At 71.1% G+C, this 2,973-nt stretch carries 1 protein-coding gene; it reads left to right on the top strand.

What is annotated here, in order from left to right; all coding sequences use genetic code 11:
- Positions 1 to 2,973, top strand: a 2,973-nt coding sequence (locus CVM52_RS24890) for an alpha-2-macroglobulin family protein (protein ID WP_133119984.1), incomplete at both ends; no start/stop codon positions are given.

Below are 2,973 nucleotides of genomic sequence, written 5' to 3'. Positions count from 1 at the left end.
GCGGCGCCGCGCCGGCGCTGGTGCTGGCGCGGCTGGGCGACAGCGATCTCGGCTTCCTGTCGCTGACCGATCCGGCCTTCGATCTGTCCGATCGCGGCGTCGCGGGGCGCGCGGCGCCGGGGCCGGTCGATCTGTTCCTCACCACCGACCGAGGTGCCTATCGTGCCGGCGAAACCATTCATGCCACCGTGCTCAGCCGCGATGCCCGGATGCGAGCCATCGAGGGGCTGCCGCTGATCGCCGTGCTCAGCCGCCCCGACGGGGTCGAATATCGCCGCCAGATCTCGGAGGGCGGCGTCGCGGGCGGCCATGTGTTTGCCTTCCCCGTCGGCCTGACCGTGCCGCGCGGCAGCTGGCGGCTGGACATCAAAACCGATGCCGACGCGCCCGCCATCGCCAGCCAGACCCTGCTGGTCGAGGATTTCCTGCCCGAACGCATCGATTTCGACCTGGCGCTGCCGCAGGGTCCGATCGCGCTGGGCGACCGCCCGGCGCTGTCGGTCGAGGCCCGCTATCTGTTCGGCGCGCCGGGCGCCGATTTGGCCATCGATGGCGAGGTGCGGCTGGGCGCGGCCGGCACCATTGCGCAATGGCCCGGCTATCGCTTCGGCCGCTACGACGCGCCCGGCGAAACCCGCAGCACCTATTTCAGCGGCACCACCGATGCCACCGGCCAGGCCAATGTCCCGCTGGACCTGCCGGCGCCGGCAACCGAGGGCAAACCGCTGGAAATCACCGTGATCACCCGCCTCGCCGATGGCGCCGCGCGCCCGGTTGAACGGCAACTCACCGCGCCGGTCCGTCCGGCCGGTCCGGTGATCGGGATCCGGCCATTGTTCGACGAAGTGGTCGCCGAAGGCACCGATGCCGGGTTCGAGGTGATCGCCCTCGACTCGGCGCTGCAACCGGCGCCGATGCGCGTGCGCTGGACCCTGAACCGGCTCGAAACCCGCTATCAGTGGTACCAGCTCTACGGCGACTGGAATTGGGAGCCGACCACCCGCCGCACCCGCATTGCCACCGGCGAGGCCGCGCTGGGCGCGGCGCCGCTGACCCTGTCGCAGCCGGTCGACTGGGGCCGCTACGAACTGGTCGTTGAACGGCTCGACGGCGCTTATGTCGCTGCCGCCACCGAGTTCTATGCCGGCTGGTACGCGCCCGCCGATTCCTCGGCCACGCCCGACCGGCTGGAATTGTCGCTGGATGCCGAAACCTATGCGATCGGTGACACCGCGACGCTGCGCATCGTGCCGCGTGCCGCCGGCACCGCGCTGATCTCGGTCCTGTCCAATTCGGTGATCGCGCGTATGGCCGTCGAGGTGCCCGCCGGCGAAAGCCGCATACCGCTGCCGGTGACCGAAGACTGGGGCACCGGCGCCTATGTCACCGCGACGGTGATCCGGCCCATGGATGTCTCGGCCGGGCAGAACCCGGCGCGCAGCCTGGGCGTGGCCCATGCCGCCATCGCGCCGGGGGACAAGGCGCTGGCGGTGTCCATCGACACCCCCGACGTGGCCCGCCCGCGCGGCACGCAGACGGCCACCGTGACGGTGGCCGGCGCCAGTGAGGGCGACAGCGTCTGGCTGACGCTGGCGGCGGTCGATCTGGGCATCCTCAACCTCACCGGTTTCAACAGCCCCGACCCGATGGGCCATTATTTCGGCCAGCGCCGCCTGGGGGTCGAGATGCGCGATGTCTACGGCCGCCTGATCGACGGCATGACCGGCGCGCTGGGCACCGTGCGTTCCGGCGGCGACGCCGACCAGGGCGCAAGGCTGCAATCGCCGCCGCCGACGCAGGACCTGGTGGCCGCCTTTTCCGGCCCGGTTCAGGTGGATGCCAGCGGCCAGGCCACCATTCCCATCGACCTGCCCGCCTTTAACGGCACGGTGCGCCTGATGGCCGTGGCCTGGAGCGGCCGCGCCGTGGGGCAGGCCAGCCGCGACATGATCGTGCGCGATCCCGTGGTCGTCACCGCCAGCGTGCCCCGCTTCCTCGCCCCCGGCGATCACAGCCGCATCCTGTTGGAGGTGGTGCAAGCCGATGGCCCGGCGGGCGCGATGGCGCTGCACCTCGCCAATGTCGGCGCCGGCCTCACCCTGGGCGATACGCCCGGCACCTTCACCCTGGCCGAAGGCGCCAAGGCCAGCTTTACCGTGCCGGTGCAGGCCACTGCCGTGGGCGATCCCGGCTTTGACGTGGTGCTGACCACGCCGGGCGGCACGGAACTGCGCCAGAGCCTGCGCCTGCCGGTGCGCGCCAATGACCCGCCGGTCGCCCAGACCCGCCGCTTCACCCTGGCGGCCGGCGACAGCTTCAACTTCACCGCCGACGTGTTTGCCGATCTCCGCCCCGGCACCGGCAAGGCGGTGTTGTCGGCCGGGCCGCTGGCGAGGTTCGACGCGCCGGGCCTGCTGTCCAGCCTCGATGCCTATCCCTATGGCTGTACCGAACAGATCACCTCGAAGGCGCTGCCGCTGCTCTACCTGTCTTCGGTGGCGCAGGCCGCCGGGCTCGGGGATGGCCCGCAGGTGCGCCAACGCGTCGAGCAATCCATCGCCCGTATCCTGACCCGGCAGGCGCCGAACGGTTCCTTTGGCCTGTGGCGGGCGGAATCGGGGGATTTCTGGCTCGACGCCTATACCGCCGATTTCCTCAGCCGCGCCCGCGCCGAAGGCTATGAGGTGCCCGATCTGGCCTTTCGCATGGCGATGGACAACCTGCGCAACCGGGTGAACTATGCCCCCGATTTCGACAGCGGCGGCGGCGATATCGCCTATGCGCTGATGGTGCTGGCGCGCGAGGGTGCGGCGGCGATGGGCGACCTGCGCTACTACGCCGACGAGAAGGCCGCCGCCTTCGACACCCCGATTGCAGCGGCCCAGCTGGGCGCGGCGCTGGCCGCCTATGGCGATCAGACCCGCGCCGACGCCATGTTTGCCCGCGCCGGCGCCCAGATCGCCGCGCAGCAGG

It is taken from the genome of Pseudooceanicola lipolyticus (assembly GCF_002786325.1).
In the GTDB taxonomy this organism is placed as follows: domain Bacteria; phylum Pseudomonadota; class Alphaproteobacteria; order Rhodobacterales; family Rhodobacteraceae; genus Pseudooceanicola_C; species Pseudooceanicola_C lipolyticus.
This window is presented reverse-complemented; position numbering and strand designations above follow the sequence as displayed.